This window comes from Pseudarthrobacter sp. As-47 (assembly GCF_058215595.1).
This window is the reverse complement of sequence record NZ_CM177088.1, coordinates 1,945,287-1,968,865: the sequence shown is the minus strand read 5'-3', so window position 1 is coordinate 1,968,865 and position 23,579 is coordinate 1,945,287. Positions and strand designations below refer to the sequence as shown.

The 23,579-nt window shown below is 64.3% G+C and carries 31 protein-coding genes; 16 read left to right on the top strand and 15 right to left on the bottom strand.

Annotated features, from left to right (window positions below):
* Positions 1-58 precede the first annotated feature (58 nt).
* Both lgt and AC4BCK_RS09115 read right to left on the bottom strand, forming a co-directional pair.
* Entirely contained in the window at positions 59-985 is a 927-nt protein-coding gene (gene lgt / locus AC4BCK_RS09120; protein WP_306971416.1) for a prolipoprotein diacylglyceryl transferase, read from the bottom strand.
* Between the two features lie 57 nt (positions 986-1,042).
* On the bottom strand, positions 1,043-1,468 hold the full coding sequence (locus AC4BCK_RS09115; RefSeq protein ID WP_306971415.1) for a response regulator transcription factor: 426 nt from the start codon (positions 1,466-1,468) through the stop codon (positions 1,043-1,045).
* 445 nt (positions 1,469-1,913) lie between these two features.
* Here AC4BCK_RS09115 and AC4BCK_RS09110 point away from each other — a divergent pair, with 445 nt between their 5' ends.
* Positions 1,914-2,198 (top strand): hypothetical protein, encoded by a 285-nt coding sequence (locus tag AC4BCK_RS09110; RefSeq protein ID WP_330189288.1) that lies wholly within the window; start codon positions 1,914-1,916, stop codon positions 2,196-2,198.
* Between the two features lie 637 nt (positions 2,199-2,835).
* On the top strand, positions 2,836-3,219 hold the full coding sequence (locus AC4BCK_RS09105; protein ID WP_306971413.1) for a DUF7793 family protein: 384 nt from the start codon (positions 2,836-2,838) through the stop codon (positions 3,217-3,219).
* Positions 3,220-3,478: 259 nt separating this feature from the next.
* Here AC4BCK_RS09105 and AC4BCK_RS09100 read toward each other — a convergent pair whose 3' ends face one another.
* The 5 genes from AC4BCK_RS09100 to AC4BCK_RS09080 are packed head-to-tail and all read right to left on the bottom strand — an operon-like array spanning position 3,479 to position 6,477.
* Positions 3,479-3,940, bottom strand: coding sequence for a DUF4383 domain-containing protein (locus AC4BCK_RS09100; RefSeq protein WP_306971412.1), 462 nt, complete (start codon positions 3,938-3,940; stop codon positions 3,479-3,481).
* A complete protein-coding gene (locus AC4BCK_RS09095; protein WP_373462222.1) occupies positions 3,877-4,578 on the bottom strand; it encodes a MarR family transcriptional regulator in 702 nt (233 codons plus the stop codon). Before AC4BCK_RS09095 ends, AC4BCK_RS09100 begins: the two co-directional genes overlap by 64 nt.
* Entirely contained in the window at positions 4,575-5,270 is a 696-nt protein-coding gene (locus AC4BCK_RS09090; RefSeq protein WP_306971411.1) for a DUF3618 domain-containing protein, read from the bottom strand. The genes AC4BCK_RS09095 and AC4BCK_RS09090 overlap by 4 nt, the downstream gene beginning before the upstream one ends.
* On the bottom strand, positions 5,267-5,698 hold the full coding sequence (locus AC4BCK_RS09085; protein ID WP_306971410.1) for a phage holin family protein: 432 nt from the start codon (positions 5,696-5,698) through the stop codon (positions 5,267-5,269). The genes AC4BCK_RS09090 and AC4BCK_RS09085 overlap by 4 nt, the downstream gene beginning before the upstream one ends.
* Positions 5,695-6,477: a hypothetical protein gene (locus AC4BCK_RS09080; protein WP_373462221.1), complete on the bottom strand. Its 783-nt coding sequence runs from the start codon at positions 6,475-6,477 to the stop codon at positions 5,695-5,697. The genes AC4BCK_RS09085 and AC4BCK_RS09080 overlap by 4 nt, the downstream gene beginning before the upstream one ends.
* 963 nt (positions 6,478-7,440) lie before the next feature.
* Between AC4BCK_RS09080 and AC4BCK_RS09075 the strand changes: the two genes are divergently transcribed.
* Positions 7,441-7,776, top strand: a complete 336-nt coding sequence (locus tag AC4BCK_RS09075; protein ID WP_490566841.1) for a DUF6176 family protein — start codon at positions 7,441-7,443, stop codon at positions 7,774-7,776.
* Between the two features lie 528 nt (positions 7,777-8,304).
* Here the strand turns inward: AC4BCK_RS09075 and AC4BCK_RS09070 are convergent.
* The 8 genes from AC4BCK_RS09070 to AC4BCK_RS09035 all read right to left on the bottom strand — a co-directional run bounded on the left by AC4BCK_RS09070 (position 8,305) and on the right by AC4BCK_RS09035 (position 15,002).
* Positions 8,305-9,558, bottom strand: a complete 1,254-nt coding sequence (locus AC4BCK_RS09070; RefSeq protein WP_094180404.1) for an APC family permease — start codon at positions 9,556-9,558, stop codon at positions 8,305-8,307.
* Positions 9,551-9,871: an Rv3488 family transcriptional regulator gene (locus tag AC4BCK_RS09065; RefSeq protein ID WP_094180403.1), complete on the bottom strand. Its 321-nt coding sequence runs from the start codon at positions 9,869-9,871 to the stop codon at positions 9,551-9,553. The genes AC4BCK_RS09070 and AC4BCK_RS09065 overlap by 8 nt, the downstream gene beginning before the upstream one ends.
* Positions 9,872-9,994: 123 nt before the next feature.
* On the bottom strand, positions 9,995-10,813 hold the full coding sequence (gene istB, locus AC4BCK_RS09060; protein WP_094180402.1) for an IS21-like element helper ATPase IstB: 819 nt from the start codon (positions 10,811-10,813) through the stop codon (positions 9,995-9,997).
* Positions 10,810-12,483: an IS21 family transposase gene (gene istA, locus AC4BCK_RS09055; RefSeq protein WP_133352268.1), complete on the bottom strand. Its 1,674-nt coding sequence runs from the start codon at positions 12,481-12,483 to the stop codon at positions 10,810-10,812. The genes istB and istA overlap by 4 nt, the downstream gene beginning before the upstream one ends.
* A 736-nt stretch (positions 12,484-13,219) precedes the next feature.
* The gene (locus tag AC4BCK_RS09050; RefSeq protein WP_306971083.1) at positions 13,220-13,636 is read right to left on the bottom strand and encodes a hypothetical protein; all 417 of its coding nucleotides are present in this window, start codon (positions 13,634-13,636) and stop codon (positions 13,220-13,222) included.
* A gap of 168 nt (positions 13,637-13,804) precedes the next feature.
* Positions 13,805-14,197, bottom strand: a complete 393-nt coding sequence (locus tag AC4BCK_RS09045) for a DsrE family protein (protein ID WP_306971082.1) — start codon at positions 14,195-14,197, stop codon at positions 13,805-13,807.
* A 79-nt stretch (positions 14,198-14,276) separates the two neighbouring features.
* The gene (locus tag AC4BCK_RS09040) at positions 14,277-14,705 is read right to left on the bottom strand and encodes a DUF302 domain-containing protein (RefSeq protein WP_306971081.1); all 429 of its coding nucleotides are present in this window, start codon (positions 14,703-14,705) and stop codon (positions 14,277-14,279) included.
* Positions 14,706-14,744: 39 nt separating this feature from the next.
* Positions 14,745-15,002 (bottom strand): metal-sensitive transcriptional regulator, encoded by a 258-nt coding sequence (locus AC4BCK_RS09035; RefSeq protein WP_306971080.1) that lies wholly within the window; start codon positions 15,000-15,002, stop codon positions 14,745-14,747.
* A 126-nt stretch (positions 15,003-15,128) separates the two neighbouring features.
* Here AC4BCK_RS09035 and AC4BCK_RS09030 point away from each other — a divergent pair, with 126 nt between their 5' ends.
* From AC4BCK_RS09030 to AC4BCK_RS08970, 13 genes are all read left to right on the top strand, one after another.
* Positions 15,129-15,749: a rhodanese-like domain-containing protein gene (locus AC4BCK_RS09030; RefSeq protein WP_306971079.1), complete on the top strand. Its 621-nt coding sequence runs from the start codon at positions 15,129-15,131 to the stop codon at positions 15,747-15,749.
* Positions 15,746-16,654 (top strand): sulfite exporter TauE/SafE family protein, encoded by a 909-nt coding sequence (locus tag AC4BCK_RS09025; RefSeq protein WP_306971078.1) that lies wholly within the window; start codon positions 15,746-15,748, stop codon positions 16,652-16,654. Before AC4BCK_RS09030 ends, AC4BCK_RS09025 begins: the two co-directional genes overlap by 4 nt.
* 71 nt (positions 16,655-16,725) lie before the next feature.
* A complete protein-coding gene (locus AC4BCK_RS09020; RefSeq protein ID WP_306971077.1) occupies positions 16,726-17,067 on the top strand; it encodes a rhodanese-like domain-containing protein in 342 nt (113 codons plus the stop codon).
* 44 nt (positions 17,068-17,111) lie between these two features.
* Positions 17,112-17,408 (top strand): rhodanese-like domain-containing protein, encoded by a 297-nt coding sequence (locus tag AC4BCK_RS09015; RefSeq protein WP_306971076.1) that lies wholly within the window; start codon positions 17,112-17,114, stop codon positions 17,406-17,408.
* Positions 17,409-17,491: 83 nt separating this feature from the next.
* Positions 17,492-17,854 (top strand): thioredoxin family protein, encoded by a 363-nt coding sequence (locus AC4BCK_RS09010; protein ID WP_306971075.1) that lies wholly within the window; start codon positions 17,492-17,494, stop codon positions 17,852-17,854.
* A 14-nt stretch (positions 17,855-17,868) separates the two neighbouring features.
* Positions 17,869-18,267: a rhodanese-like domain-containing protein gene (locus AC4BCK_RS09005; RefSeq protein ID WP_306971074.1), complete on the top strand. Its 399-nt coding sequence runs from the start codon at positions 17,869-17,871 to the stop codon at positions 18,265-18,267.
* A gap of 113 nt (positions 18,268-18,380) precedes the next feature.
* Complete coding sequence (locus AC4BCK_RS09000; protein WP_306971073.1) at positions 18,381-19,787, top strand: MBL fold metallo-hydrolase; 1,407 nt, start codon at positions 18,381-18,383, stop codon at positions 19,785-19,787.
* 92 nt (positions 19,788-19,879) lie between these two features.
* Entirely contained in the window at positions 19,880-20,161 is a 282-nt protein-coding gene (locus AC4BCK_RS08995) for an SHOCT domain-containing protein (RefSeq protein WP_306971072.1), read from the top strand.
* Positions 20,149-20,805, top strand: coding sequence for a multicopper oxidase domain-containing protein (locus AC4BCK_RS08990; RefSeq protein ID WP_373462210.1), 657 nt, complete (start codon positions 20,149-20,151; stop codon positions 20,803-20,805). The genes AC4BCK_RS08995 and AC4BCK_RS08990 overlap by 13 nt, the downstream gene beginning before the upstream one ends.
* An 8-nt stretch (positions 20,806-20,813) precedes the next feature.
* Positions 20,814-21,179 carry a multicopper oxidase domain-containing protein gene (locus AC4BCK_RS08985; RefSeq protein ID WP_373462209.1) on the top strand — a complete coding sequence of 122 codons (366 nt, stop codon included), beginning with the start codon at positions 20,814-20,816 and terminating at the stop codon, positions 21,177-21,179.
* Between the two features lie 211 nt (positions 21,180-21,390).
* Positions 21,391-22,698, top strand: coding sequence for an MFS transporter (locus AC4BCK_RS08980; protein ID WP_306971071.1), 1,308 nt, complete (start codon positions 21,391-21,393; stop codon positions 22,696-22,698).
* A gap of 50 nt (positions 22,699-22,748) precedes the next feature.
* A complete protein-coding gene (locus tag AC4BCK_RS08975; RefSeq protein WP_490566840.1) occupies positions 22,749-23,111 on the top strand; it encodes a YidH family protein in 363 nt (120 codons plus the stop codon).
* Complete coding sequence (locus AC4BCK_RS08970; protein ID WP_306971069.1) at positions 23,111-23,506, top strand: DUF202 domain-containing protein; 396 nt, start codon at positions 23,111-23,113, stop codon at positions 23,504-23,506. Before AC4BCK_RS08975 ends, AC4BCK_RS08970 begins: the two co-directional genes overlap by 1 nt.
* Positions 23,507-23,579: the final 73 nt, after the last annotated feature.

The window sequence follows — 23,579 nt, the reverse complement described above, 5'->3', positions numbered from 1 at the left end:
TCAAGTTTGCCCGGACGTCCCCCAAACGTGGCACGGGCAGGGGCGGTGAGTCCCGAGCTCAGGGTTCACCCCGCCGTTCCGAAGGCTCGCCATCCTGTGGAGCCTTGACGGCGTCTATGGCAGCGGTGCTCCCGGCCGTCGCTTTGGACCGTGGCCGGGATCTGAGGAACAGGAAGAGTCCGAGGCCGGCAAGAAAGAGCAGAGCGGATACCCAGGTGTTCACCCTTAGCCCCAGGATCGTGTTGGCGTAGTCAGAGCGCATCAGCTCGAAGGCAAAGCGGCCGGCGGTGTAGAAGACAATGTAAAGGGCAAACACCGAGCCGGCACCGAGAGTGTACCGGCGGTCCAGGAACATCAGCAGCAGCGCGGCGGCCACGCACCACAAGGATTCGTAGAGGAACGTTGGCTGGAAGTATCCGAGGATCTCCGGTGTGCCGTCACCGGCGGTGACTGCCTGGCCGGTGGCGGGGTTCATGGCGTGGATCTGAAGTTTCCACGGCACATCCGTCGGTGCCCCGTAGAGCTCGTTATTGAACCAGTTGCCCCAGCGTCCGAGCCCTTGGGCGAGGAGCAGCCCTGGGGCGGCGGCGTCCGCGAACGCTGCCAGGCTGGCCCCGGTCCGCCGTGCCCCGATGGCGGCCCCGACAAGGCCGAGGGCGACCGCGCCCCAGATCCCGAGCCCGCCTTCCCAGATCCGGAAAGCCCCCCAAGAATCCTTGCCGGGCCCAAAATACAGCTGGTTGTCGGTGATGACGTGGTAGAGCCTGCCGCCGATGATGCCGAACGGAACCGCCCACATGATGATGTCCAGGGCCTGGGCTGTTGTGCCGCCCCTGGCCCGAAGGCGGCGGGCTGTCAGCCAGGTGCCGAGGACGATGCCTGCCAGGATGCAGAGCGCGTAGAAGCGTACTGTCAGCGGTCCGAGCTCCAAGGCGCTGACCGTGGGCGAGGGTATGAACAAACCCGGCAGTACTGAAGTTCGCAACAAACCCGTCCCTTTATCTAGGTGAAAGGGACATTGTGCCCTTTTCGATGGTAGGCGCTACGGCAGCGGATCGCCGACCTCGGGTAGGTTCTGGTCTTGGGCTGCTGGCAGGGCAAGTCTTTCCTGAATGTGGGCCAGTAAGGTCTTGGGCCGGAACGGCTTGGTCATCACCGCGTCCGCCCCGGCCGTCATCAGCATCCCTGACATATTGACATGGCCGGTGAGTATGAGGATGTACACGTCACTGAAGCTTCTGATCCGGCGGATCACTTCAAGACCATCGATGTCAGGAAGACCGTAATCCAAAAGCACGGCAGCCGGGCTGTGATGATTCACCGCCGATACCCCGCCTACTCCTGTTCGCTCCAGGAAGACGGTAAGTCCTGTCCCGCCCAGTACCCCCTGGATCAGGCGGCCAATGTCTTCGTCGTCTTCAATCACTATGAGCGTCCGCGCACCCGGCATCACAAGGATCTCCTTCAAGCGGTCCCAACAACCGCCCCCTTGAGCCGAACTGTACCAAGAGCACCGCGCACCCCGATATAAGTCCAATCGCCCCCACCTCAGCACCGGCCCAGCAGGTCCCACTCCCAACCCCCACACCGCACATCAGGTTGGCGCCAACCCTTACTGACGTCTGCAAGCCTGACCACGGGCCGAACTCCCTCGCTTACCGACTTGGCTTTACCTGCTCGACGCATCGTTGGGGTCATGGAACGTAGTCGGCCTCCGGGCCGCCCGCGTGCTCTTGCCGAAGACAACTTTCTGTGCGCGCCGGTGGTGTAGTCGAGTTAGGGTTCCGCGAGAGAGCGCGGGCCTATCCCCCGCTGTTTTGTGACGGGTCCCGATGTCCCTGGCTATGCCGGCATGAGATGAGCCTGCGAAGGCTGGGATGAGATGCTGTTGGAAAGCAATAGTGCTGGACCGGATGCGTAAATTGCTGCCCCTTGGGGGCATTTGCCGCTTGTGGGACGTCGTCTACGATTTCGACCCGGCGGAGGCGACAGAACAAATTGAAGCCTGGTGTTCCCAGGGCGGTACCAGCGTCGATGGCCAGTGGAGCCGTGATGAGTTTGAAGAGCACGTAAGAGATGAGCACTCGACGTTCCGGTGGCTCCTTGAGCCCATGATCCAACGCGCTGGCTTCAACATTGTCGAAGCTCAGTACAGGGCAGAAACTTTCGACGCAAAATACCTGCTGCGCGCTATTTAGACCGGCCTGGCCACTATATATAGGTCGGCAAAATTTATAGGGAGCGTCCCTCCTGGCCATGCTCCTGGCGGATTCTCGGAGTACCCCTTGGGCCTAACAGCGCGCCATATTTTGGGGTTGTTCCTGCCTGGCCTTGTTTTGGGGCTGGCTGATAGCGAATCATGTGCAGTGGTGGTGTATTACTCGCTGGAGAGGTTCCTTCTAGCCTTCATCGGGGGCTCCGCCAAGGGGGCTGGCTCCTGGTCTCAGGAATTTCAGGAGCCAGCCCACCTCTCGGCCCGCATGCTGGTCGGTTGACCCTTGGGATCGGCGGAGGCCGCTGGTACACAGCGGCCTGCCCCCAGCGGCGAACGACCTGCACTGGGTGCTAACTTCCGCTCTGCTACAGAAGTGGCCGCACAATGCCACAACCACGCCTGCCTGTGGCAGGAGTGGTTACATGTTTACTTCTGCTCTTCAAGATTGGTCATGATTTGTCCAAGGATCAACGAAACTTTTGAGCCGCCTGGGCGAAGACTTATTTGGGTCCCGGCCGGCCTGATGAATAAAGCGCCCGCCCTGCGGGGAATCAGTGCCGGCGGTGCCGCATGGGCTAGGGTCGTACGTTGGGGACGGCAACTAACGTGGCAGGGACCCTATGCGCAGTATTGAGATCACGGACAAAGGCGCTCTTGAACTCGCAGACGGATTCCTCCGGCTGCGCTGGAGAGCAGGCCACACCATTGGAGTGGACGAGGCTCATGGGGCTGCCGCTGCCGTAGGCGTGCTCAGCCAGGGAATCAGCTTTCCGATGCTCATACACGTTGGACGGGTGAACTTCACCCCTCCCGCCCGAAAAGTAGTTCTGCCCCCGGGAACCGTTTCACGCATCGCGCTGCTGGGTTCCTCTCCCGTGGATTATGTCCTCGCCCTTTTCGTTCTGCGGGTAAGCCCGTTGCCGTGCCCCGTCGCGTACTTCACCTCGTCAAGGAAGGCCATGGCTTGGCTTCGCCGCGACCCGGACCTGACTAAGGGCGGGTAAGTCCTGATGGCCCACGGACGGCCGGTTCCTACCAGAGGCGACTGACGGGACTGGTTCGCAGGGCGCCCCGTCCATCCCCGGGTGCAGTGGCCAAAAAGCCCCGTGCTCCGCCCTCCAGGGACGGGGGGCAGAGCATGCATGGGCAGTTTCACTGTTCAGGGCCCTTCGGTGCGGCACCCGAGCTCGTCTCGGTGGCCTTCAAGCCTGAGCTGGTCTGAGGGGTTGGTGCGGCCGTCGTTGAATCTGATGTGATCGCTGGTTAGCGGCTCGTAGAACCGGCGGTGCGTGTGGTGTTGCGGGAGAGCAGGATGGCCAGGGCAATCATGGCGATGCCGAGGATCAGGTGCAGCCAGTTATCGGCACTGTTGACGGGGACGAAGTTGGCGGGAGTGTCGTGGCCGACGATGGTTCCGTAGAGCCAGAGGATGAGGTATACGACGCCGCCGTAGAGCAGGTAGTTCCTGGCCTGGCCGTTGGTGCGGGACATCAGGATTCCCGCGACGCCGAAGAGCAGGTGAACAATGTTATGCAGGATCGAGACCTGGAAAACCCCCAACAGGAGCGCTTCGGAGCCGTGCCCGGCGAAGGAAAGGGCGTCGTAGTTGCTGGTGATGCCCGGGATGAAGCCGAGGACTCCGACGAGCAGGAAGACGGCCCCTACTGCCTGGGCTGCTCTTTGGAGGGTGGTTTTGGGGCCGGTAGCCCGGTTTGTTGTCGCCATATGCTTGCTCCTGCTTCGTTGAAATGTGTCTTTACCGGATTTTGCCGGTGGCCGGATCCGCGTGCGGGTCGTGCTTGCCGGACTGCGTCCGCGTGCCGGGTGAGGGTGCTTTGCTCGGCATTTCTGAGGTAGCCGATGTGTTGTTCCAGCTGCCGGCGGAACAACGCCTCATCAGTCGCTGCAGCTTCCGGCCCATTACGCACGAGCTCTTCAGCGGCGGAAAGGACCTCCCGTCCTGCCCTGGTGAGGCGAACGTCAGCGCTGCGGCCGTCCCTGCCGGGCTCTCTGGTCAGAAACCCGAGTTTCTGCAGCCGCCGCAGCACCTTGCCCAGGCTTTGCCGGCTCACGCAGAGCATGTCCGCGAGGTCCGATGCGGTGGCCGGTTCAAGTGAAGCCGCAGCGTCCAGGGCGTCCAGCGATCCTGTAGTCAGCCCGAGACGGGCCAACCGGCGGTTGAGCCTTCGCTCATAAAGCCTGGCCGCGATGCTGACCAGCCGGTGGGTGGCCCACTGGTCCGGAACCGGGCCGGGCTCTGACTTCAGCCGTGGCCCGCCGGCAACGGGTAATTGCTGGTCGGGGTCCTGCGGCCTCCCCGCTGGGCCGCGGGGAGGCTTTGTGGCCCTGTCCCGGGCGCTCACGTGCTCTGGACGGTGTCCTTGGCGTCTGCAGCGCGGTCTTTGACGTCAGTAACGGCGCCTTGGCCTTCGGCCTTGACGTTCTGGACGGCGTCGGCGGCGCTGGCCTTGACGCTTTCCATCGCTTCCTGGGCCGGTTCCTTCAAATCCTCGACCATGTCTTTGGCCGCGTCGGTCAGCTTTGTACCCAGCGGCTGAGCGGCCGTTTTGAGCTGATCCGCTGCCTGCCGCTCCTTGGTGCTGGCCGGGATCAGGGACGAGAGCAGCATCCCGGCGCCGAACGCGATCAAACCGGCGGCCATCGGGTTCCCTTGGGCCTTGGACTTCACCTGACCCGGGGCTGCCGAGATCGCGTCACCGGCATCGGAAAGTTTGGCTGTAACGCCCTGCCCGGCACCATGCAGGGAATCGCCCGTGCTGTGCAGGGCGTTCCCGGCATGGCCGGTGCCCGAGGAGACCTTGTGCTGAACCGTGGACACCGTATCTCCCACAGCGGATGTGGCGGAATCTGCTACTCCCATGACTTTGTCCTTGACTCCGGCGACGGCGTCCTTGACGCTGCCCTTGACCTTGTCGGTCTGGCGCTGGACGACGTGGGCCGGGGTGACCTTGTGGGCGAGGGCGTCCACGTTCGTGCCCAGGCGTTCGCGGGTTTCTTCTATTTCTGCACGGATTGCATCCGGGTTTTCGCTCATCGGGTTACCTCACCTGGTTTTAGGGTTTCGGGAATTTCAGAAAGTGTTTCGCTGGTCTGGGGCATGCCCTTGATTTGCTGAAGTTCCTTGCGGCCCTTCGAGGCGAGGACCGCGGCGATGATGCCCCAGATCACGGCGACAATCACGGCGGCCCAGCCCAGTGGCATCAGGGCGCCCAGGGCGAACATGAGTGCCAGGGACAGGAACAACAGCACGAAATGCCCGGCGACGCAGGCGCCGGCGAGCATGCCGCCGCCCTTGCCTGCCTTCGTAGCGGACTGCTTTGCTTCTGCCTTCGCAAGCTCCACTTCCTGGCGCATCAGTGTGGACAGGTCGCGGGTCACCTCGCCCAGCAGGTCACCCAGCGAGGTGTTGTCCGCCTTTAAATGGGCTTCGCTCGGAGGCGGCTCCGGAATCTGGCTGCTCACAGGTGGCGTCCTTCCCTCGACTGGTAAAGGTCATCCTCGAGCCGCAGCGGAGTGTCCTCCGCACTGCCCGAGGGCAGTGATGAGGTGGAAACCGGAGCGCCTCCGCCTATGACGGGCTCATCATGGAAAGCGGCGGGGCTGCCTGCGCCAAAAGCCGTATTTTGCCCGACCGGAGCTACCTGCGGGGACGGGCCCGCGCCTTGGGTCGCGGAGGTCACTGCGGTGAGGCCGCGGGTGAGGCGGCCGGCAAGCATGCCCGCCCCTGCTGCCAGCAGCAGGAATGTGCCCGGCTTACGGCGGGCGAAGGACTGCACGTCACCCAGAAGTGCTGCCGGGTCCTTCCCTTCAATCCAGGAAGCTACCGCCGAGGTCCGGTCAGCGGCCTGCCGGATCAGGTCACTGGCGACACCCTTCTGCTCGGGGGCATCGGCCATGGTCTGCAGCTGGCTGGAGATCGTCCGGATTCCTTCGGCGGCCTTCTGCTGCTGTGTGCCAGCCTGGCTGGAAAACCCTGACTTGGCTTGGGACAGCACATCTTTGGCGCTGGACTTGGCCTCGGAGGCGACGTTGGCGACTTCTTCCTTCGCGGTCTGGGCAACGCCCCGTGCTGCCGAGACTGCCTGGCCCGCCACGTGGGAAGCTTCTTCTTTCGCGGCTTCCTTCTTGGAATCGGATCCGCCGTCGGCAGCCGGCGCCGCGGCCTCGGTTGTTCCGATAGACGTCTCCGGATCCTGCGCGGAGGGTCCGGAGACGTTGGTCCACTGATTTTCCGTCATCATGCTCTCTTTCCATCGTGGTCAGCTGCTGTAGACGAACCAGCACTCCCCGCAATAGTAAGCATGTTTACTAATAAATAGTAAGTACCCTTACTATGTGATGGAAATTAATGCCTGTCACCGGATTGCCGCCCTGATCCAGCCCCCCATTGAAGGCGTACCAACTCCGCCGCAACCCTGCCGAACAGATCGAACACGGCATCCAACTGCTGCGGGCGGCTCTGCCCAAGGGGTTGCAGGAGCGCCACCGGGACTTCTTTCAAAGAAGCAGTGGTGTTGGGCTGCAGTGGAACTGAAAACCGTAGGCGCCGCATCGGCGGTTCCGGCGAGGGCGGTCAGGACATGCTGGGCTGTGAGCCAGTCTTTCGTCGGGCGCGGGTTTGGCCGCGGGGGCCACCCGATGGGCATTCATACCACCAGCCGGTTCTCCGCCGGGCTTTCGAATACGCCGAATCCATCCCCCGGATCATCCTCATCGACAAGCAGTTGACCGACTAACTATCGGTCATGGAGCAGGCGTCCAGATGCCCGAACCGAAATCGAGGATTCTTCGAATAAAACCCCTGGTGAGTAAGTCGCAGCAGGGTTCAAACGCGTCAAGGGCACGGGATATTGCTGTCCCTGAAGCCAGGTAGGAAAATAGCCGACAGCCCGACACAGCGCCGACAACAGCGCATATGTCCGCCGGGTCCGAGCAGAACATCCTTTCCATCCTTCAGCGCTTCAGCTCCGACAGCAGGAAAACGAAAAGAGGGGTCGCATCCGCAGTTCCGTCGTGCACCTCCTGGGTCCCCGAGCGATCCTCCCGCGGTCCCCGGCAGAATGCCTTTCCCCGCCAAAGATGATGGCGTTCAAGGGGGGCCCGCTCTGGTCGTCATTCTTGGCCAGTACTACCATTTGCTTGTTGCAGGCTGGGGGTAGCGCCTTCTCTGACACTAGTGAAACGAGGAAGCAGTCATGGAATGTATGACATGGTTCGCGCCCATCCTTCCCGGCAAGCTTGAGGCTTTCAAGGAATTGGTTGCTGAGACCCAGGGGCCTCGGATGGAAGAGTACAAGCAGGCCCGGCAGCGAATGGGAATCGCCAGGGAAGTCGTAAGCCATATGGCCACGCCTCAAGGCGATTTCGCCTGCATTTTCCAGGAAGGAAAGGACCTCGGCAAAGCGTTCCAAATGGCCGCTACCTCCGATGATCCCTTCGATGCATGGTTCCGTAGCAGGATCACAGAGATTCACGGTATTACCCCAGAAATGCTCCAAGGACCACTTCCTGCCACGTTATACGTGAACTATCGGGTGTGAGTGATCAGCTGCTCATGAGGAAGCCACTGGTGCCGGCAGTCCCGGGACGGTTGCTGCGGCCCTGGCGTGCACGCGGGGGCCGGTCGTCGCCTTCCGCGAAGCAGGAGGTGAACTGACCTCCGCCCTGGTGTCGCTTCTGCTCTCCCGTGGCTTTCAAGGGTTAGGTAACTAACGAATCGCCTGCTGCAACGGAGGGCAACAAAGGGACGCTAGGGAGCCCTGGTGGTCACCTCATCCACCTAACCCTTCCAATAGGGACAATCGAAGCCGAAGCGGAGAGCCCCAAGCCACGAACCGGCCACATCCAATGCCGGTAGCGCACCCGTGACGTGTCAGGTTGAGCACCGAGACCGGTGGCGACGGACGTCAACGAATGCCAATGCCACTTGCTACCCTGTCCAATGGTTCATTCAATTTTCCGCGTGCGCGCGGAGGCGCTTATGGCAGATCTACTCCGCGCTCAGCACCCCCTGAGTATGTCAACTATTTTTGGCCCCGTTAGGGCGGCCATATCCGGCCCCGTCCGGGTCAGGATTTTCTGCTTAGCCTGACCAGGCGCAGGATGATTCCTGCCGCGAACATGAGGATGCCGAGCACCACAGACAGCGGCGGGAGGGTGGTAACTAGGGCAACGCATGCCACGGCGCCAAGTACTTGCAGTGCTTTGGGATAACGGCGGTCCGTGTCCGGCTGCGTGAAAGCGGCGATGTTGGCGACCAGGTAGTAGATCAGCACGCCGAACGAGGAGAAACCGATCGCGCCTCGCAGGTCGGCGACGGAGATGATCGCGCAGATCACCACGGCCAGGGTGGTCTCGGCCCGGTGGGGAACTTTGTAGCGGGGGTGGACGGCGGAGAGCCAGTGCGGAAGGTCGTGTTCGCGGGCCATGGCCAGGCTGGTTCGTCCCAGCCCGGCAATGAGGGCCAGCAGGGCGCCCAGTGCCGCGACAGCTGCTCCTGCCCGGACTACGGGGCCAGCCCATGACATCGACCCGGCTTCTACCGCGGCGGCGAGGGGTGTGGGGTTGGTTGCCACTCCTTCGGGGCCGATGGTCGCCAGGAGGGTGACGGCAATGACGGCGTAGACGATGATGGTGATGCCCAGGGCGATACCGATAGCGCGGGGGATGGTGCGTTTGGGGTCACGGACTTCTTCGCCCATGGTCGCGATTCTGGCGTAGCCGGCGAAGGCGAAGAACAACAGCCCCGCGGATTGCAGGATCCCGTACCAGCCGTGAGCCAGCAGCCCGTCCCCGAGAATCCTTGCCGGGTCCGGGGAGGAGCCTCCCCAGCAGGCCGCAACGGCGATCGCGAGGGCTGCCAGCACGGCGACGACGAGGATGCGGGTCAGCCCGGCTGTCCTTGTTACGCCGTGGTAGTTCACGGCGGCGAGAACGATCACGGCGGCGATGGCCACGGGACGTTCCCACCCTGCCGGGGCGGCGTAGGCGGCGAAGGTCATGGCCATGGCCGCGGCGCTGGCGGTTTTGCCGATCACGAATCCCCACCCTGCCAGGAATCCGGACCAGGGACCGAGCCGTTCACGGCCGTAGACGTAGGTTCCGCCTGAGGTCGGGTAGACGGCGGCGAGCTGGGAGGAGGATGTGGCGTTGCAGAACGCCACGAAGGCCGCGACGACCAGACCAACCAGCAGGCCGGACCCTGCCGCGGCCGCTGCAGGGGTGAATGCCGCGAACACACCGGCGCCGATCATCGAGCCAAGACCGATGACGGACGCGTCGAATGTTCCCAACCGGCGGGCCAGGGCCTGAGGGTTACTCATACGGGTTCTCCTTCGGGGACGTGGGGAGGACTTCGGCGGCGAGTTCAGCAATGGACCTGCGGCCTTCAGCCAGGGCGTCAAGGCCTGCTGTCGTAGCCCGGTAGACGCGGCGGGGCCTGCCGCCGACTACTTCCTGGCGGGAGACCAGCAGGCCGTCCTGCTCCATCCGGTGCAGTGTCGGATACAGGGTTCCGGGAGAAATGGAATACCCGTGGTTGGCCAGCTCTTCGGACATCCAGGCGCCGTGGATGTCTTCCTCGGCGGCGTGGTGGAGGATGTGGAGTCGCACGGCTGCACGCATCAATTCACGCATCGCACTCCCAATGTCGAATACAGATATCGAAATCCGATATCTGGTCTGGGTTCTACGATACCTCCGCTCCGCGTCTTCTCCGAGCCCGAGGACACGTTCTCGGACGGAGGGCCTGGACCGCGCTTACTGGCCCTGGGCCGTTGCGAGACTGCGGGCGAGTCGGTAAGAGTCAGTGCCGGTTTCGATGATGGTGCCGTTGAATGTCAGACGGTCCACGATGGCTGCACAGAGTCGTGGATCCGTAAATGTCTTGGTCCAGCCGGAGAACGACTCGTTGCTGGCGATGGCCACGGAGTTCTTTTCTTCGCGTTCGGTGAGGACCTGGAACAACAGCTCTGCACCGCGCCGGTCCAGTTCCATATAGCCAAGTTCGTCAATACACAACAAGTCCACGCGCCCGTAGCGGGCAATGGTCTTGGCCAAGACTTTCTCATCAGAGGCCTCGACGAGTTCGTTCACGAGCCGGGTGGCCAGCGTGTATTTGACCCGGTAGCCCTTCTCCGCTGCGGCGGTGCCGAGGCCGATGAGCAGGTGGGACTTTCCGGTCCCGGAGTCGCCGATCAGGCACAGGGGCGATCCTTTGCGGATCCAGTCCCCGGTTGCCAGGGTGTGGATCGTGGCGGCGTTGATGTTCGGGTTCGCGTCGAAATCGAAATCCCCGAGCCATTTATCCCGCGGGAAGCCGGCTGCTTTGACGCGGCGGATCGAGGAGCGCCGATCCCGGTCATCACACTCGGCCAGCAACAGCTCCGCCAGGAACCCCTGATAGGAGAGCTGTTCCTTCCCCGCGACGTTGAGGGCTTCATCGAGCACCGCCCGGACGGTGGGCAACCGGAGCCGCCGGCAGGCCTGGTCCACGGCCGCGACCGCCGCCTGCTCGGTCAGGCCACGCCGCCGGCGCAGGGTCGGAGTGATGCTTGTTCCAGGGACGCTGGGGCTCATGAGATGTTCTCCTTCGACACTGTTCCTTCGGTATGGGTGCGTTTGGCCAGCAACTCGTCATAAGCACTGATCGAGGGCATTGGCCGGGTGTCCGGCGGGAGTCCTGCGATGACGGCTGCAGGGTCCATGAGCCGGCGCTGGGTGAGGCTGACAACCCGTTGCACATTCACTTCCACATGAGCACCGGGATGACGGTCCGGACCGGACCCACCTCCGGAAGAAATCGTTGCGTGTCTGCGGGCTTCGACCGCGACGACGTCGGCGCTGACCGCACCCACTCCCAGGGCTGCGGTGATTCCTGCAGTGACAGCGGATGCGTCCATGGAGCGGTGAAGCAGCAGGACGCCGATGAGTTCACGGGTGCCGACCGCGTCGCCGTTGACTCTGCGGGAGGCGGCCCAGAACGCCTCATGAGCACTGGTAAACGCGCCCGACTCCCGCGCCCGGGCCAGAGCCGTGGAACCAGGCAGTGCGCCGGGTTTGGTCTTGAGGACCTCGAGGTAGTGATCCAGCTGAACTGACTGCCCGTGTTTGGCAACAATCCGCTGATGCCTGGCGGCCACGGCACGGCCGTCGAAAACCACGACTTCGGAGGCCCGCAAGGACACCCGGACCTTCCTGCCGATGAACCGGGCCGGAACGGAGTACTTCACCATCCGCACCGTGATCATCGAGGACCGGTCCACCCGCGGTGTCAGCGCCAGCCCCGGGTCGAAGACCTCTCCCGGCAGCGGCGCCAGGAACGGCTGTTCGGTCTCGAAGTCCTGGCCGATGGTGTGGATCCTGTCATTGATCCGCCGCCGGCCGTCCAGGGATTCCCATTCACGGATCCGGTCGTTGAGCTCATCCAGAGACGAAGCGACAGGCATGGGCGAGAGCCTGTTACGACGGAACCAGCCCACCTCGCCTTCGACCCCACCCTTCTCGTGAGCCCCTGCAATGCCGGGCTGGCAGTAGAAGGGATCAAAGCCGTAGTGCGAGCGGAACAACACCCACCGGTCGTTCTCCTGCCGTTGCCGGCCCTGCCCGAACACCACGGCACTGACCGCGCTGGTGAGATTGTCGTAGCGGATGTGCTTCGTTGGGATGCCGCCCAAAACTTGGAAGGCGGCGATGTGGCCTTCCAGAAACGCTTCCTGGGCCTGTGTCGGGTAAATCCGGTGGATAGCCTTGCCGGAGTGGGATAACCGGAAGACGAACATATGACACTTCGTCTTCACACCATTCAGGACCACCCAGACTTCACCGAAATCCACCTCCGCCTCCGCACCCGGGGCATGCTCCTGCGGGACGAATACTTCAACCCGGCGGCCGGCCTCCACATCGATCTGAGCCCGACGGACCCGCACATAGTCACGCACGGTCGAATACGACAACTCCTCCGCCCCGCGCTCCTCAATGAGCCGGGCCAGAATCCGGCGGGCAGTATGGCGTTGCTTCCGTGGCGCCGTCGTATCCTCGGTCAGCATGGCATCGATCGCAGGCTTGAACGGCTCCAACCGCCAGGCCACGCCTTGTCGTGGTTTGCGTTCGGGAGGGGAAGCAGATTCCAGAGCCTGTCTCACAGTCCTTCGGTGAACCCTGTGCCTAGCCGCTAGTGCACGGACCGAGAGGCCCTCGACCCGGGCATCCCTTCGGATCTGCGCGAACAACTCCACTCTCGACTCCATCCAGACCAGCCTTCCGCCGCATCCATACACTGATGAATCCAAGGTTGAAGGTGGGGCCACATATAACCGTCACAAGGTGCCCGGCGAGTCATGAAGTGGGGCCAGAGATAACCGTCCTACCGGGGCCATTCAAACCTGTCACAGTCACCCCCAGATATGAACGGATCAGAGTCGCCACCAGATCCGGCTGCTTATCCGGCCAGGTGGCGGACTGAGCACAAGATTTATGCCCTGGTCGATGGTAAAGGCGGCCGTTAGTGCTGCTGGAGGTCCCCGGACAGGGCGGGGATGCAGCAATGTTCACTCGCTTGATGGACCAACTGAAAATTAACCCGATCCTGGCAGGCCACGCACGCGTCCGGACCGTGTCGGCGGTGACAAGGCCTGCTCGTTCATGGCGATCCGGACCCACCTTCGCGACCGCGGCATTGTGGTGTCATCCCGCCAGCCAACCGATCAGATTGGTCATCGAAAACGGTGTAGATCTACCGGAGGCAGACCTCCTGCCGTCGACAAGGAGGACTACAAGTGCCTGAATCTCGTCAAACTCGCATTTTCACAAACGGAACTTCAGCATCTTCAAGCAGTGGCGCTCCTTGGCAACGCTACGGCAAACTCGCATTCACCTATCGGGGCGGAGCCGTTCTCCGAGCAGTCAGCATGTGGCGGGCGCCTATTGTAGAGACCCACCCCAGCCTTTGAGATGGGTGCCTGACCGAAGCATGACCCCCCAGCCTTAGTGGCTTGTAGTCCCGCGGCGTGATTCAAGGTCGGGCTGTATCCAGCGGTCCGCAAGCAGTCCTGTAGTCAGTGAGTAGAGGGCTTTGTGGACGACATCGAGTATCTGTTCTTTGGCTGGCCAGGAAGTGGGCGGGGCGCCGACACCGGTCGCGTTTTCCAGTGTCTGGTCGAAGGCCAGCCGGACGGCGGTGTGCTTGGTGTGGGCCAGCGGGCCGCGGATTCCCGTGACAGCCCAGATGCCCCGGAGTGATCCGAGCACGGCACCGGTACCCCAGTGCATCACCTGGTTCCAGACGAAGGGCTTCTGCGAGTCGGACGGGTGCCTTCCCAGCAGCGTGAGCAGCGTTCGTGCAGGGATGTAGGAGTTGGGGCGATTAGTCAGGGCTTGTTCTACCTTTTCCCCGGCAGTCATTACAGCCACTCCCGCCAAACCGCTGAGGGCCCCTCTTGCAGCAGCTGCCAGCAGCACTCGTTCACGTGATCCGGGCATTTTTCCTCCAATTGTTGGTGAAAGCGGACAAAATTCATCCCGTTCCGTTCGAGTCCCAGGGACGTCAGGAAAGGGCTGGGATGTTGGTGGTCATAGCCGGGCGTAGGCCCAGCCGTCCCATTGACGTATGGCCAGGTGTGTGATGGCTGCGGGAACAGTACCAACGCCGGCTGTAAGCATGTCCGGTTCCACATTCGCCGAACGCAAGCTGTTGGTACAGGCCAAAAGCCGTGTGCCGGCTCTAAGGAATTCATCAACGGCTGCATGCGTGGAGGAATCCGCCACGAGCAGCTTGACCCCTGGGCCTTGGATAAGCACTTCTACAGTTTTGTTGGGGGGAAGGGCCGCGACGGCATTGGCTGCACTCCGCAAAACAGCCAGCAGCGCATCCTCATCGATCTGCCCGGCGGCGTGAATTAGCAGTCCCGCCTGGTTGCCAGCTGTTGCAACAGGGTTGCTGGGTGGGTTGTCGGCTGGTGCCATGGATACTCCTACAGGTTCGACCCGCTGGGGCCGCATCAACGATATGAACTGTCAAGATACTCCGGCCGGGCGTAACGCTTCAGCGATCCGGATTTGAACTGATATCGCTGAGGCTCGTCAGGGCAGCCTGGAGGCGGGTATCGGCGTCGTTGGCAATGTCCCGGACGGCGGGGCTGCCGCTGAGCCGGACCATCGTCTGAGGGTCGATGGCCTCGATGGTGGTTTCACTCGCACCTTTGCCGCGGCGGACCACGACGTTGCAGGGCAGCAACGCACCGAGCCCGGGTTCGGCCGCGATGGCACGGCTGGCCAGGGCCGGGTTGCACGCGCCGAGGATCAGGTACTCGCCGACGGCGTCTGCGGCGTCGGTTCCGAGTTTGGCCTCGAAGGTGGCGCGGACGTTGATTTCGGTGAGGATCCCAAAGCCCTGTTCTGCGAGAGCGTCGCGGGTACGCTGCACAGCCTCCTCATAGGAGAACGGGACGGCAACGGTGTGCGTGTAGCTCATGCAGGGTCTCCTGGTGCTGGTGGGCGAATACCTGTGTCTCTAGGCGAGGGAGAGGAAGAGCTTCTCCAGGTCTTTCCTGTCCATGCTTGCATCTTTTTGGACGATGCACTGTTCAAGCCCGGTGGCGATGATGGCGAAGCCGGCCCGGTCCAGGGCTTTGGACACGGCGGCGAGCTGGGTGACGACATCTTTGCAGTCCCGGCCCTCCTCCAGCATGCGGGTCACGGCAGCCAGTTGCCCTTGGGCGCGCTTAAGCCGGTTGATCACGGGTGTGAGTTCTGCTGGGTTCAGTTCCAAGGGTTTCTCCAAAAATGGGCGTCAGTACATACATCTTATACCCCTAGGGGTGTTGTTGACTACCCCCGGGGGTATCTGGAATACTCGGTGGGGTACTCAGCTTCTGCCCGTCTCGAAAGGACATCCATGACTTCCCTTTCCGCACCCGCCGTTACTTCCCTGGCTCCGGAGACCCTGCGCGGCTGGTTTCAGGAGCATCAGGACCTGGTGGTGATTGACGTCCGCTCCGCAGCAGAGTTCGAGTCAATGCACATCCGCGGCTCCTATAACGTGCCGCTGCCGCTTCTGTCCGAGCACACGGATGAGCTGGCGGCCCGCCTGGGCAGCCGTGTTGTGCTGGTCTGCCAGTCCGGCGCCCGCGCCGAGCAGGCCCGCCAGCGCCTTGCCAAGTCCGGAATCAGCACCGCCTACGTCCTGACCGGAGGGGCCCCCGGTTTCGCGGCCGCCGGTGGCGATGTCGTCAAGGGCAAGGACCGCTGGGACCTTGAGCGCCAGGTCCGCCTGGCCGCCGGTTCCCTCGTGGTCCTTGGCCTGGCCGGCGGGCGGTTCGTTTCCCCGAAGGTCCGGATGCTCGCCGGCTTTGTCGGCACCGGCCTGACCTTTTCTGCCGCGACCAACACCTGCGCCATGGGCCAGGCGATCTCGGCCATGCCGTGGAACAAGGCCGCCAAGGAGCCGACCCGCGAAAGCGCCATCCTGCAGTTCCCGGCCAGCCCGGCCGTAGAAGCTGAGGCCAAAGCGTCGTGACCGTGACCCTGATCCTCGTCCTGGCCCTGTCCGTGGTCATCGGACTCTCACTTGGGGTCCTGGGCGGCGGCGGGTCCATCCTGACCGTGCCGATCCTGGTCTATGTGGCCGGCTTTGAGGCCAAGGAGGCGATCGCGGCGTCCCTGTTCGTGGTCGGTGTCACCTCTGCGGTGAGCGTGATCAGCCACGCCCGCGGCGGAAGGGTGATGTGGCGGACCGGTTTGATCTTCGGCGCCGCCGGCATGGCGGGCGCCTTCGTCGGCGGCCTGCTCGGCGGTCAGATCCCGGGCCAGATCCTGCTGATCGCCTTCGCCCTGATGATGGTGGCCACTTCTGTCGCGATGCTTCGCGGCAGGAAAAAGGCAGGCGGGGCCGACGGGGCTGAACCGGTGAAGCACGAACTTCCCCTGGGCAGGGTGCTGCTGGACGGTGCCGTCGTGGGCCTGGTCACCGGCCTGGTTGGCGCCGGCGGCGGATTCCTCGTCGTTCCCGCTTTGGCACTGCTGGGTGGCCTGCCGATGTCCGTGGCCGTCGGAACCTCACTGGTGGTCATCGCCATGAAGTCCTTTGCCGGGCTCGCCGGTTACCTCACCACGGTGCACCTGGACTGGGGCCTGACCCTGGCCGTCACCGCAGCGGCGATAGTGGGCACCCTGGTGGGCTCCAAGCTGGCCGGCCGTATTCCGGAAGCTGCCCTGCGGAAAGCATTCGGCTGGTTCGTCCTGGCGATGGGCACCTTTGTCCTGACCCAGCAGGCGCCGGAGGACCTGCGGTGGGTAATCGTCGCCGGTGTTGCTGCCCTGGCCGTGACTGCTGCCGGGATTTGCTGGTTCTTCGTCAACTCCTGCCCGTTGCGCAAAAACGACAGGAACAGCCGCCGGAGCGGTCAGCCGTCACCGGCCTGACCACCGGCCGGGCCAGTACCGCTGCCGCCCCGCCGGGGCGCCAGATGATCAATGCGAAAGGAATGAACGTCATGGGAATTATCAGCTCCCTGAAAAAGGCATTCAGCAAACCCTACAAAACCGTCTCTGTGGCCGAAGCCAAGGAACTTCTTTCCTCCGGCGCCACGTTGATAGATGTCCGCTCTGCCCAGGAATGGCGCACCGGGCGCGCGGCGCAGGCCAAACACGTCCCCCTGGACCGGCTCCAGACCAGCACCGCCGGCATCCCGAAAACCCGGCCCGTGATCGCGATGTGCGCCTCCGGGGTCCGCTCGGCCTCCGCAGCCCGGCTCCTCGCCGCCCAGGGCTACGACGCCTACTCCCTCCGCGGCGGCATGGGCGCCTGGCGCCAGGCCAACGAACCCGTCCGCTAACCACACCACCCGCTTTTGATGCAAAACCTTCGAAGGAGAAACCCATGGCTGAAATCACCGTCACCGAAACCAATCAACGCCGCGACCAGGCCCGGATCCTCGACGTCCGCGAAGACTTCGAGGTCGCCGACGGCATGATCCCCGGCGCCCTGCACATCCCCATGGGCCAGCTGCAGACCCGCCTGTCCGAACTGGACCCGGCTGTCCCCGTCATCGCCGTCTGCCGCAGCGGCAACCGGTCCGCCCAGGTCGCCGACGCACTCAACGGCGCAGGCTACACCGCGGACACCATGGCCGGCGGCATGACCGCCTGGACCCAAGCCGGCCTGCCCACCACCTGACCCGCCCCATCCGAGCTCCCCAACTCCAAGCGCTTTGGACGACACCGGGCTTTGGACAACACCGCAAAGGACACGAACCGATCATGGCAACCATCAACGTCACCCAGGAAAGTCTCGCTGAAACCCTGGAAAACAACGAGATCGTCTTCGTTGATTTCTGGGCAGCCTGGTGCGGCCCGTGCCGCATGTTCGCCCCCACCTACGAGGCAGCCTCCGTACAGCACCCGGACATCGTCTTCGCCAAGGTCGACACCGAAGCCGAGCAGACCCTCGCCGCAGCGGCCAGCATCACGTCCATCCCCACCCTGATGGCCTTCCGCGACAAAACCCTGGTCTTCTCCCAGCCCGGCGCCCTGAACGCCCCAGGACTGGAACAGGTCATTCAGGCCGTAAAAGACCTGGACATGGACAAAGTCCACGCCGAAACCGCCCGGCAGCAGGCCTGAAAAGGAGCCACCGCATGGCAGCCACGCGGACCATCACGGCCGATGACCTTGCCGCCATTTGGCCCGCAGCGGTGGTGGTCGACGTCCGCAGCGCGGAAGAATACGCCGTCGCCCACATCCCGGACAGCCTCAACATCCCGCTCGATGACCTGCCTTCCCGGCTGAAGGACCTGCCGAACACCCCGCTGCACCTGCTGTGCGGCTCAGGCAAACGCAGCAGCCAGGCCGCCCAAATCCTCACGGACCACGGTTATAAGACCGTAAACGTCGCCGGCGGAATCACCGAGTGGTACCGCAACGGCCACCCCGTGATCTACGCCGCGGCCCCGGTGGACACCCCTCCTCCTGACCGGTGGGGCTCCCTCAGATCCCTCCGGCACCGCCTCCTCAGACGGGCGGCGCGCACCTCCTGACGCTCAGAACCAGGGCCCACCCTGGCTTGCACTATACCCCCCAGGGTATTACGATTGTTATCAGAACAAACGGGGGACCACTCCCCCGCCCACTTCCCGAAGGAGAGCACCAGATGCTTATCGAGCGTATTTACGATGAAGACCTCGCCCAGGCCAGCTACCTGATCGGCTGCCAGGCCAACGGCACGGCCGTGGTGGTCGATGGCCGCCGCGACATCGCGGTCTACCAGGAACTGGCTGCGAAGAACGACATGAAGATCGTGGCCGTGACCGAGACCCACATTCACGCCGATTACCTCTCTGGCACCCGCGAGCTCGCTGCCGCGACCGGCGCGAAGATTTACGTCTCCGGCGAGGGCGGCCCGGACTGGCAGTACGAATTCGAGGGTGAACGCCTCTATGACGGCGACGCGATCACCGTAGGCAACATCAGCATCAAGGCCCTCCACACCCCGGGCCACACCCCGGAGCACCTGTCGTTCCTGGTGACCGACGGGGCGTTCAGTGACCAGCCCGGTTACCTGCTCTCCGGTGACTTCGTCTTCTCCGGTGACCTGGGCCGGCCGGATCTGCTGGATGAGGCGGCCGGCGGCATCGACACCCGGTTCGAGGGTGCCAAGCAGCTGTTTGCGAGCCTGCGGGACAAGTTCCTGACCTTGCCGGACTACGTCCAGGTCCACCCCGCCCACGGTGCCGGCAGCGCCTGCGGCAAGGCCCTCGGCGCCATCCCCTCCTCCACCGTCGGCTACGAGCGGCTCTACTCCTGGTGGGGCCCCTACCTCGCTGCGAACGACGAGCAGGGCTTCATCAACGAGCTCCTGGACGGCCAGCCCGACGCCCACGCCTACTTCGGCCGGATGAAGCGTGAAAACCGTGAAGGACCTGCTGTGATGGGTGAGCGCACGCCGCTGCCCGAACTTGCAACCGAGATCGTTGCAGCAGGCCTGTCAGAGGACACCCTGACTTTCATCGACACCCGGTCCAACAGCGAAGTCCATAAGGGCACCGTGGTCCGTTCCCTGAACATTCCGGCCGGTAAGTCCGTAGCCAGCTACGGCGCCTGGGTGGTGAACCCGGAAACCGATCAGAACCCGCTGGTGCTGCTCGCTCCTGACCAGGAAACCGCGCAGGACATGTGGGACCACCTGGTCCGCGTCGGCATCGACAACGTCGCCGGGTTCGTCACCAGCATCGACGGGCTGCCCACGTTCACCCCGAAGCTGGTCCAACCCGAGGAACTGGACAACTTCGACGCGGCAATGGTCCTCGATGTCCGCAACCGCACCGAGCACAGCGCCGGGCACGTCCCCGGCTCGCACCAGCTCAGCGGCGGCCGCGCCATGTGGCACCTCGATGAGCTGCCCGCCGACGGCACCATCGTGAGCTACTGCCAGTCCGGTGTGCGGAACTCCGTCGCGGCCAGCGCCCTGCGCCGCGCCGGGTACGACGTCGTCGAACTCGACGGCAGCTACGCCGCCTGGGACGCCTGGCACAACTCCCGCCAGTCAGCCAAGGCCTAGAACCAACGGCCCCGCCGTCCGCACGGCCCCGAAAAGCCTCTTCAGTCAGGCACGGCCTGGCCGTGCACCAAAAGAGACAAGGAACCCTCTTGATGATGGATGGCTTTGGTATGGGCGGGATGGGGCTTGCCTGGATCTTCTGGGTCCTGCTGATCGCAGGCGGGGTTATGCTCGCCGTCGTGCTGGTCCAAGCCTTCACCCGCAACACCGGCGGCAACGCCCCCACCGGTGTGCAGGGACCGACACGCGCGGTCGCGGGCCCCGCCACGGCCCGGGAAATCCTTGAGGAGCGTTACGCCGGCGGGGAGATCAGCACCGAGGAATACCAGGAACGGCGCCGCATACTGGAGGAGGGCAGCCCGTGGGGCCCCTGACTCGCCGCCAGCTGCTGGCACTGGGTGCCGTTGGGGCCGGCGCCGCGGCTGCCGGCGGCGCCGGGCTGTGGCTGACCACCGGCACCGGCACTGCCCGCGGATCCGGATACACCGGCGGTGGGGACCTGACCGAACCGCAGGTACTGGCCAGCCGCGACCGGGTCCTGGAGCTGGAGCTGACCGCCGCGCCGGCACGGGTCAGGGTCGGCGGGCGGGAAGCCAACGTCCAGGCGTTTAACGGCTCGGTGCCCGGCCCGACCCTGCGGGCCCGGGCGGGCGACACGATCCGGGTCACCATGCGCAACGGGCTGCAGGCTCCCACAAACCTGCACGTGCACGGACTCCACGTCTCCCCGCAGGGCAACAGCGACAACCCCTTCGTCAGCATTGACCCGGGCGGGTCCTTCGACTACGAGTTCACCCTGCCCGGGGACCACCCGCCGGGCACCTACTGGTACCACCCGCACCGCCACGGGCACGCCGCCGACCAGGTGCCACCGGCGGCAACGCCTCCGGCAGCAACCCGGTCGAACTGCTCACCCTGGCCGTCTCGGGAAGCACGGGCACTGACCCAGGGCCCGTATCCGAGGGCCGGCCCCTGCGCGATCTGCGGAACGAACCGGTCGCGGCCGCCCGCACCCTGAACTTCGCCATGGGCATGGGCGCGGGAATGGGCAGCGGGCAGGGCAGCATGATGGCCTTCACCATCAACGGACGGAAGTTCGACCCCGAACGGATGGATGAGACGGCAGCAGCCGGGACCGTGGAGGAGTGGACCCTGACCAACTCCAGCGGCATGGATCATCCCATCCACCTGCACGTGTGGCCCATGCAGATCGTCCAGGACGGCGACCGCGATGTCACCAGACCCACCTGGCAGGACGTGGTCAACGTCCCCGCCCGCAGCCAGGTGAAAGTCCGGGTGGCCTTCGACGATTTCCCCGGCCGCACCGTAATCCACTGCCACATCCTGGACCACGAAGACCAAGGCATGATGGCCACCATCCAAGCCCGCTGACCAGTCAACGAACGGCAAAGAAGCCCATCACGGCAACCCTTGGCTCTGCAACGCTTACCTCCGGGACCCCCGGCGCGGCGGTCCTTGACGGGCCGGTGCGGGTGCGTTCAGGATCAAACCGACACGGGCCGGTTAGAGGGCGGGCTCCACAAAAGCCCCGCTGTCGGGGTCAGCCAGATACCCGTACCCCGAAGACCGACAGGATCCGCCAATGATCTCAGGCAACACCCCCGCCCCCCGGCAGCCTCGAACAACAGAGGCCATCACGCTGGGACTGCGGCAGAACCTGGCCCAGTTCATGCTCCTCGTCGCCGTCAACGCCCTGGTCGGCGGCACCCTCGGCCAGGAACGCACCGTGCTGCCGCTGCTCGCCGGAGAGGTCTTCCACCTCGACGAGTACACCTCCGCCCTGACCTACATCCTGGCGTTCGGGCTGGCCAAAGCTGCCACCAACTACTTCGCCGGCACCCTCTCGGACCGTTACGGCCGCAAACCGATCCTGATCGCGGGCTGGCTCATCGCCCTCCCGGTCCCGGTCCTGCTGATCTTCGGGCCGTCCTGGGGCTGGATCGTCGCGGCCAACGTGGTGCTCGGCATCAGCCAGGGCCTGACCTGGTCCACCACCGTGATGATGAAAATGGACCTCGTCGGCCCCGAACGCCGCGGCCTGGCCATGGGCCTGAACGAAGCCGCCGGTTACCTCGGTGTCGCCGGAACCGCCCTGGCGACCGGCTACATCGCCTCCACCTACGGCCTCCGCCCGGGACCGTTCCTGCTCGGCGCCGCCTTCATCGCAGTCGGCCTCGGCCTGTCCGTGCTGACCATCCGCGAAACACACCACCACGCCAAAGCCGAAGCAGCCACCCATGCCTCCAGTCACGGCCGAACCCGGGCAGGGCTCAACAACCGGGACATCTTCACACTAACCAGTTTCCGCGACAAGTCCCTGTCCTCCGTCAGCCAGGCCGGGATGGTGAACAACCTCAACGACGGCCTCGCCTGGGGACTGTTCCCGGTCCTGTTCGCCGCTGCCGGGCTCAGCATCGAACGCATCGGCATCCTCGCGGCCGTTTACCCCGCTGTCTGGGGCGCCGGGCAGCTGGTCACAGGCGCGCTCTCAGACCGCATCGGCCGCAAGCCACTGATCGTCGGCGGCATGCTCGTCCAGGCCGTGGCACTGGGCATGGTCGCCCTCGGAAATGACTTTGAATTCTGGCTTGCCGCCGTCGTCCTGCTCGGCGCCGGAACCGCCATGGTCTACCCCACCCTGCTCGCAGCGATCGGTGACGTCGCCCACCCCGGGTGGCGGGCCCGGTCCGTGGGCATCTACCGGCTGTGGCGCGATGGCGGGTTCGCCGTCGGCGCCTTGCTCTCCGGGCTCCTTGCCGACGCCTATGGCATCCCCGCCGCCGTTATCACCGTCGCTGCCCTCACCGCAGCTTCCGGGGTCTGGGTCGCTCTCCGCATGCGAAGCTCCGACCATGCGCCGGCACCCTCTGGCCCGGCGCGTATTCTCTGATGCAGTGTCCCGCATACCCCTGCGACTTCATTCACCGACCCGAAAGAGCTATGACCTCTTCACTGGTTCCCTCGAGCCTGTACGCTCAAGGAACCGATCCCGATGCCCGGTTCAGCCTCGCGAATGAACGCACCTTCCTGGCCTGGATCCGTACTTCACTGGCCCTGATCGCCGCCGGGGTCGCCCTGGAAACGCTCGGACTCGACCTTCACCCCGGACTCCGCCTGGCCGCATCAATCACGCTTATCATCGCGGGGATCGCCGCCCCCATCCAGGCCTGGTTCGGGTGGCTGCAGATCGAGCGCGCCCTCAGGCTTGACATGCCGTTGCCCTCCGCCGCTCTGGCATTTCCTATCGTCATCGCCGTATCCGCAGCCGGCGTCCTGATATTCCTCAGCGTCATTCTGGCCTGATGACCAATAATCCCGAGGACGCGATGGAGCACACCGGCGGTCGCAGCGACCGGCCTTTCGACGCCGGCCTGCAGCTGGAAAGGAGTTCTTTAGCCTGGCGACGGACAGCACTGGCGCTGTCCGTTGCATCCCTGGCGGCCCTGCGGATCATGCCCGATGTCCTGGGCGTCTGGGCACTGGTCCCCACCGGGGCCGGCGCCGCGGCATCCGTCGCCGCCCTCTTTCTCGCACACCGGCGTTACCGCCGCATCCACACCGCCTTGACCTCATCAGGGACATGGAGGGCTGACCTCAGCGGAGGACGGCTGCCCGCCCTAATAGCAGGTGTGACCGTTCTTGGTGGGCTCACAGCGCTCCTCGCCGCCACCGGCCTCAGCCAATTTCTGTCCCAGTAACGGGAAATGCTGCCGGTAGGCAGGCGCCCCTGGAACGCGGGCCCCTGCAGCAGCAATCGCCCCCCGAACCGGC

Excerpts from the sequence above, each read along its gene's own strand:
- AC4BCK_RS09105 (WP_306971413.1), top strand. The coding sequence starts at position 2,836 with ATGCGCAGTATTGAGATCACGGACAAAGGCGCTCTTGAACTCGCAGAC.
- AC4BCK_RS09100 (WP_306971412.1), bottom strand. The coding sequence starts at position 3,940 with ATGGCGACAACAAACCGGGCTACCGGCCCCAAAACCACCCTCCAAAGA.
- AC4BCK_RS09010 (WP_306971075.1), top strand. The coding sequence starts at position 17,492 with ATGGCAACCATCAACGTCACCCAGGAAAGTCTCGCTGAAACCCTGGAA.
- AC4BCK_RS09030 (WP_306971079.1), top strand. The coding sequence starts at position 15,129 with ATGACTTCCCTTTCCGCACCCGCCGTTACTTCCCTGGCTCCGGAGACC.
- istA (WP_133352268.1), bottom strand. The coding sequence starts at position 12,483 with ATGGAGTCGAGAGTGGAGTTGTTCGCGCAGATCCGAAGGGATGCCCGG.
- AC4BCK_RS09090 (WP_306971411.1), bottom strand. The coding sequence starts at position 5,270 with ATGAGCGAAAACCCGGATGCAATCCGTGCAGAAATAGAAGAAACCCGC.
- AC4BCK_RS09000 (WP_306971073.1), top strand. The coding sequence starts at position 18,381 with ATGCTTATCGAGCGTATTTACGATGAAGACCTCGCCCAGGCCAGCTAC.
- AC4BCK_RS09005 (WP_306971074.1), top strand. The coding sequence starts at position 17,869 with ATGGCAGCCACGCGGACCATCACGGCCGATGACCTTGCCGCCATTTGG.
- AC4BCK_RS09040 (WP_306971081.1), bottom strand. The coding sequence starts at position 14,705 with ATGAGCTACACGCACACCGTTGCCGTCCCGTTCTCCTATGAGGAGGCT.
- AC4BCK_RS08995 (WP_306971072.1), top strand. The coding sequence starts at position 19,880 with ATGATGGATGGCTTTGGTATGGGCGGGATGGGGCTTGCCTGGATCTTC.
- AC4BCK_RS09020 (WP_306971077.1), top strand. The coding sequence starts at position 16,726 with ATGGGAATTATCAGCTCCCTGAAAAAGGCATTCAGCAAACCCTACAAA.
- AC4BCK_RS09110 (WP_330189288.1), top strand. The coding sequence starts at position 1,914 with ATGCGTAAATTGCTGCCCCTTGGGGGCATTTGCCGCTTGTGGGACGTC.
- AC4BCK_RS09075 (WP_490566841.1), top strand. The coding sequence starts at position 7,441 with ATGACATGGTTCGCGCCCATCCTTCCCGGCAAGCTTGAGGCTTTCAAG.
- AC4BCK_RS09050 (WP_306971083.1), bottom strand. The coding sequence starts at position 13,636 with ATGACTGCCGGGGAAAAGGTAGAACAAGCCCTGACTAATCGCCCCAAC.
- AC4BCK_RS09015 (WP_306971076.1), top strand. The coding sequence starts at position 17,112 with ATGGCTGAAATCACCGTCACCGAAACCAATCAACGCCGCGACCAGGCC.
- AC4BCK_RS09080 (WP_373462221.1), bottom strand. The coding sequence starts at position 6,477 with ATGATGACGGAAAATCAGTGGACCAACGTCTCCGGACCCTCCGCGCAG.
- AC4BCK_RS09065 (WP_094180403.1), bottom strand. The coding sequence starts at position 9,871 with ATGCGTGAATTGATGCGTGCAGCCGTGCGACTCCACATCCTCCACCAC.
- istB (WP_094180402.1), bottom strand. The coding sequence starts at position 10,813 with ATGAGCCCCAGCGTCCCTGGAACAAGCATCACTCCGACCCTGCGCCGG.
- AC4BCK_RS09070 (WP_094180404.1), bottom strand. The coding sequence starts at position 9,558 with ATGAGTAACCCTCAGGCCCTGGCCCGCCGGTTGGGAACATTCGACGCG.
- AC4BCK_RS08975 (WP_490566840.1), top strand. The coding sequence starts at position 22,749 with ATGACCTCTTCACTGGTTCCCTCGAGCCTGTACGCTCAAGGAACCGAT.
- AC4BCK_RS08980 (WP_306971071.1), top strand. The coding sequence starts at position 21,391 with ATGATCTCAGGCAACACCCCCGCCCCCCGGCAGCCTCGAACAACAGAG.
- AC4BCK_RS08970 (WP_306971069.1), top strand. The coding sequence starts at position 23,111 with ATGACCAATAATCCCGAGGACGCGATGGAGCACACCGGCGGTCGCAGC.
- AC4BCK_RS09045 (WP_306971082.1), bottom strand. The coding sequence starts at position 14,197 with ATGGCACCAGCCGACAACCCACCCAGCAACCCTGTTGCAACAGCTGGC.
- AC4BCK_RS08985 (WP_373462209.1), top strand. The coding sequence starts at position 20,814 with ATGGGCATGGGCGCGGGAATGGGCAGCGGGCAGGGCAGCATGATGGCC.